4 protein-coding genes are annotated in these 4393 nt (G+C 53.6%); all 4 read right to left on the bottom strand.

From position 1 onward, the window contains the following. Nucleotides 1–208: 208 nt before the first annotated feature. The 4 genes from FYC48_RS22385 to FYC48_RS27955 all read right to left on the bottom strand — a co-directional run bounded on the left by FYC48_RS22385 (nucleotide 209) and on the right by FYC48_RS27955 (nucleotide 3681). Nucleotides 209–460, bottom strand: coding sequence for a hypothetical protein (locus tag FYC48_RS22385; protein ID WP_149499027.1), 252 nt, complete (start codon nucleotides 458–460; stop codon nucleotides 209–211). A gap of 822 nt (nucleotides 461–1282) precedes the next feature. Then, nucleotides 1283–1567: a hypothetical protein gene (locus FYC48_RS22390; RefSeq protein ID WP_149498793.1), complete on the bottom strand. Its 285-nt coding sequence runs from the start codon at nucleotides 1565–1567 to the stop codon at nucleotides 1283–1285. 1191 nt (nucleotides 1568–2758) lie between these two features. Then, the gene (locus tag FYC48_RS22395; RefSeq protein ID WP_149499028.1) at nucleotides 2759–3250 is read right to left on the bottom strand and encodes a hypothetical protein; all 492 of its coding nucleotides are present in this window, start codon (nucleotides 3248–3250) and stop codon (nucleotides 2759–2761) included. A gap of 287 nt (nucleotides 3251–3537) precedes the next feature. Further along, nucleotides 3538–3681 carry a hypothetical protein gene (locus FYC48_RS27955; RefSeq protein ID WP_160149706.1) on the bottom strand — a complete coding sequence of 48 codons (144 nt, stop codon included), beginning with the start codon at nucleotides 3679–3681 and terminating at the stop codon, nucleotides 3538–3540. Nucleotides 3682–4393 lie beyond the last annotated feature (712 nt).

The raw sequence follows: 4393 nt of genomic DNA on the forward strand, positions 1-4393 counted from the left end.
AATGCCGCGATCGGTCGATGCGACGAATCGATTGTCACAGCGAGGACAGCAGCGTTCATATCCCTCGTCGGTCATTCAATTCCTGGCGTAACGGCACGGATCACGCGGTCGCCGCGAGTGATCCTCCACTTCATTAACCACGACTCGGCGACTCGTCGTGCATCCGATTGTTACCCGCGATTTTCGTCACATTCAGAACCATGACCAACTAAAACCAAAACAGGAAAAGGATCAGTTGCCACGCAATTCCCAGCGTAATGAAGGCGAGTCCATATTTGATACCCAATTTCGAATCCTCTCGCCATCGCCGGTGTCCGATGTTTTCCGCGATCCGCTCGTCTGTCATCCCCTGGTGGACACCAATTAACGAGTCATCACCAGCCGAATGCCGACGTCTTGCTAAAGAGACGACAATGCTCACGACGCCAATCGAAACCAGTACCAACGCCCAAGTGCTCAACTTCCAACTCCATCACGAACCAATGCGGTTGGCGGACGCGGAAGCGACTAAATCCGCCTCCACACAAGATCGTCGCCCACCACCAAATAGAAAATGCAGGAAAGTGAGGCACGGGTCGTCTTCAAACGTGGCGCAGCAAGCGGCAAATTACTGTCAGGCGTCGGGTAACGTCGGCGGTAACGTTGGTGATAACGGGGTTGCGGCCAAGCATCGTGAACGCAGGAATCAACTGCGCCGCAACTCCCGTTCATCACATGGTTCGTCGATTTACGGTTGTCGCCAGCATGAAGTTGGACGGACGTGACCTATTGTAGCCATCGTTGAGTGACTTGGGGCGATCCATCAGTCTGAACCGGGATCAGGATAGGGTGTTCAAATCGCGGTACCGGATTCAAGTGACATCCGATCGAGAGGAAGATATGATCGAGTGTTGGGGGTCATTCGGAGACTCCGCCGCTATAAAGAAATGGGCGTACAGGATCACGATCCATTGTCGGCGATTGTTGGCCGTTGGAAACGTTTACCAAACCGCGACATCAGGAGCGATCACCAGGAAACAGAGGTCGCGTCAAAAAGCAATGGGCCGACTGCAGTCACCATATCCGGCTTGTGCGTTGTTCCGAACTCAAAGCTAGAAGAACCAACCAGCGTGACCAAGCACGACGAACGGTAACGATCACGTGGCCGCCGCGAACGACTGACCACTTCGATGAACTCAACTCGGCGGCTCACGTGCATCGTCTGGTTCCCCGCCGCATTCAATCGAGAACGGACGGCAGTCTGATACCTGCACTGAGCGGGGGCAAGTGTACGAATGTAAAATCAGAACAAAGCGTCGGGCGAAACGTCAGGCATCATTTCGGCGACCATCGCCGAGATTTCAGCGTCCATTTTCCGTTGTAGGTTCCACCTTCGGAGCAGCCCGCTTGCATTCCATTCGTCCGCGTATTTAGCCTCGACGATCTGACGTGCGTCAGATTCAACAGCGGAAATCAAACGTTCGTATCCGTCAGCAACGAAGCCAGACTCATGACCGGTATCCGGTGACGCATAGAGTTCAAGTCGTACGTTGTCTTGTCGATCCATGTCGTGCGGTAAACGTTGCATTTCAGTCGGGGAACGGTAGAATTCACGGGGGACGGGCGAAAGACTCGCAAGCAGACAATTTAACACGACTCCCGTCCTCCCGTGCAATTCATTGTTCTGCCTTTCTCTGCGGGCGAGTCGAGACTGGAAGCCCGACGGTGGAAATAGCGGTTTGCGATTCTCCCGATTCCAAACGACGAAAGCCCTACCAACGGCGAGGTGACGATCGTGAATACGATTGGGATCAATAGGTATGCTTCGGTAGCGTGCGGATCGCTGTTCGGCTTAAGAGCGATGCTATACATGAAATACATCAAGAAAAGCAAATCCGTGATGACGGCAGTGGCGATTACCGCAAGAGCGAATGTCGACACTATTCGTGCGATGGCGAACGACACGACGCAAACAACAAGAGCGACGAGCAGCATCCAGAGCAGTACGTAGATCGGATTTTGACCACCACCATCCGAAGAAACAAAGAATGTCGTGGCGAGAACGCCAGCACCGGAGATTACGAGATCTTGTTTCGTTGCATCCTGCAGTTTCAATCCAGCATCCCAATGGCAGAACATGTGTGGTCACCACGTCGGCGCGGGTGACGTGAGCTCAAATGTAAACCCAACTCGCCGACTGCGGTGCACCACTTTGTTCGTCAGGCTACGATTGCCGCCGGCTAGAAGTTGGACGGACCTGAACCATTGTAGCAATCGCTGCGTGGTGATGGGCCATATTGTCAAGCGGGATTACGATGTTAAACCGTGACCACGATTGCGACCAACAAGCGACAGAGGTATCGTCGGTATTGGATGGGCAGATATCTGAATCAGTAGGTTGAGCCAGGCGCGACAGCCAAACCGTAACATCAGGTGCGATCAACAGGCGACTACTGTTCCGTTGCCAATCGATGGGCCACTACGCGAGTCATCCGGCACGACGAAAGTAACTTGCGTTGCAAATCACCAAGCCATCATCCGATTGGAGAAGATGATCTATCAAACCGTGACATCAAGAGCGATCAACAGGAAACAGAGGTCGCGTCACGAAGCGATGGGCCCAGTTCCAGCCACAACGACAGGCGTCGGATCTGATCCGCACTCGAAGATGAATGAACCAACGATCGTGAAGTAGCACGACGAACGGCAGAATTCACGGGGGACGGGCGAAAGACCTGCAAGCAGACCATTGAACACGACTCCCGTCCTCCCGTGCAATTCATGGTTCGTCGCCAATCCGGTCAGTCCGCTCGTTCGGTTCAGAATCACCAAATGTGTTACGAGCAATGCGGGTCAACACGACCATTATAGCAAATACGATTGGTGAACAGACCGTCGCTTCGGCAGCATGCTTTAGCCGTTGTTCGCGCTGGATCCGACGCCAATAGAATTGACCATAGTCGTTAGACCAAGTGTTCAAATCATCCGGATCGTCCCCATCCGTTCGTGAGATCCCGTCCTCGCCCTTTGAATACAGGTGCACGCTAAATTCAGGGTTGTCGCATTCGGCATCCTGACGCATCACCAGCTTGTACGAGTTTCCCCAAGGGTCGTTCAGGCCATCGAGATCAATCGCCAGCTGTTGGATGTCGATATCAGCAATTGTCGCGTGAGGTCCATAGCGTGCAAGCAACGCATCTCTTCCGTACCGGATATCAGCAACTGCCTCTGAATGAGTGTAAGAGACCAACTCCTTCGTGAATGGCGACATGGAGAACCCAGCGAAAGCGATGCCCCAGGCGGGTGCAAGCAAGAGCAGTTCGAGAAGAGAGAAACGCACAGCAACCAAGCTGGAGTGATGAGTGTGCCTATGGTCGACGAACGGCTAGGATCACCGGGCAACGGCGATCGAGTAGAAACTAAAACCCAAAGGCCCCGACTCCGTTGCTCCGTGTGCATCCGATTGTTCGCGAGCCCGGGCGTAACGACAGTATGAAGCATCGTCGCTGCTCGCCAGTGTAACCGATTGGAAGCATGAGAGGAAATTCGGCATCCCCGTCAGGCGTCGGTTGTCCACATCCGCTTGTGTGTGAAATCAAGTGAATCGAAGAACAACCTCGCATCCAATACGAACAATTGCTCCGTGACACCCAAAGCGAATCCCAGGAAACAGAGGTCACGTGACATAGCGATTGGCGACATTGGAGTGTAGCGTGCCAAGTGCCGCTCCCATCAGGCGTTGGTTAGTCGCCATCTGTCAAACCGTCTGCGATCTGAAGCAACATCGACAGGCGATGAGGTTCTTCTGAGCACGGAACAAAACCATCGATCATCGAAGAACCGTTAGCGATTCTAGAGATCGCAGAGAAACAGTGGGCCACACCACCGGGCGTCGGATGGCATCGCGAACGATTGTGGTCACCGAGTTGGCGCGATTGAGGTGACACTAAGTCCCATAAAACCTGGATTCGCCAACTTCGGTGCACCACTTGGTTCGCGAGGTACCCACGACCACAGTCGGCACCGCTTCGCTGCTGACAAGTCTACCCGATTCGAATCTCGAAGGGGAACGAACATAGATATTTCAGCCGGCGGGTAGAGCGTTTGATCGGCTATCTCGGAGCAGAAATCAAACCGTGACATCAAGTGCGATAGACAGGAAACTGATGTCCCATGAATTCCGATGGGCGTTGTTCAAGCAAGACGATCAAACGGTGAATTCACTTGCGATCAACACACACTTGCCACGTGAAATCACATGGGCCAGATTCGGCAGCATTGAATACAGGCGGTGGTTATCGTAGTCACAACCATCCGCGCGAACGGTGACGATCACGTGGTCGCCGCGGTTGACGAGCCACTCCAACAACCTCAACTCGGCGGCTCACGTGCATCGATTGGTTCGTCGATTTAC

The sequence above is a fragment of the Roseiconus lacunae genome, assembly GCF_008312935.1.
In the GTDB taxonomy this organism is placed as follows: Bacteria; Planctomycetota; Planctomycetia; order Pirellulales; family Pirellulaceae; genus Stieleria; species Stieleria lacunae.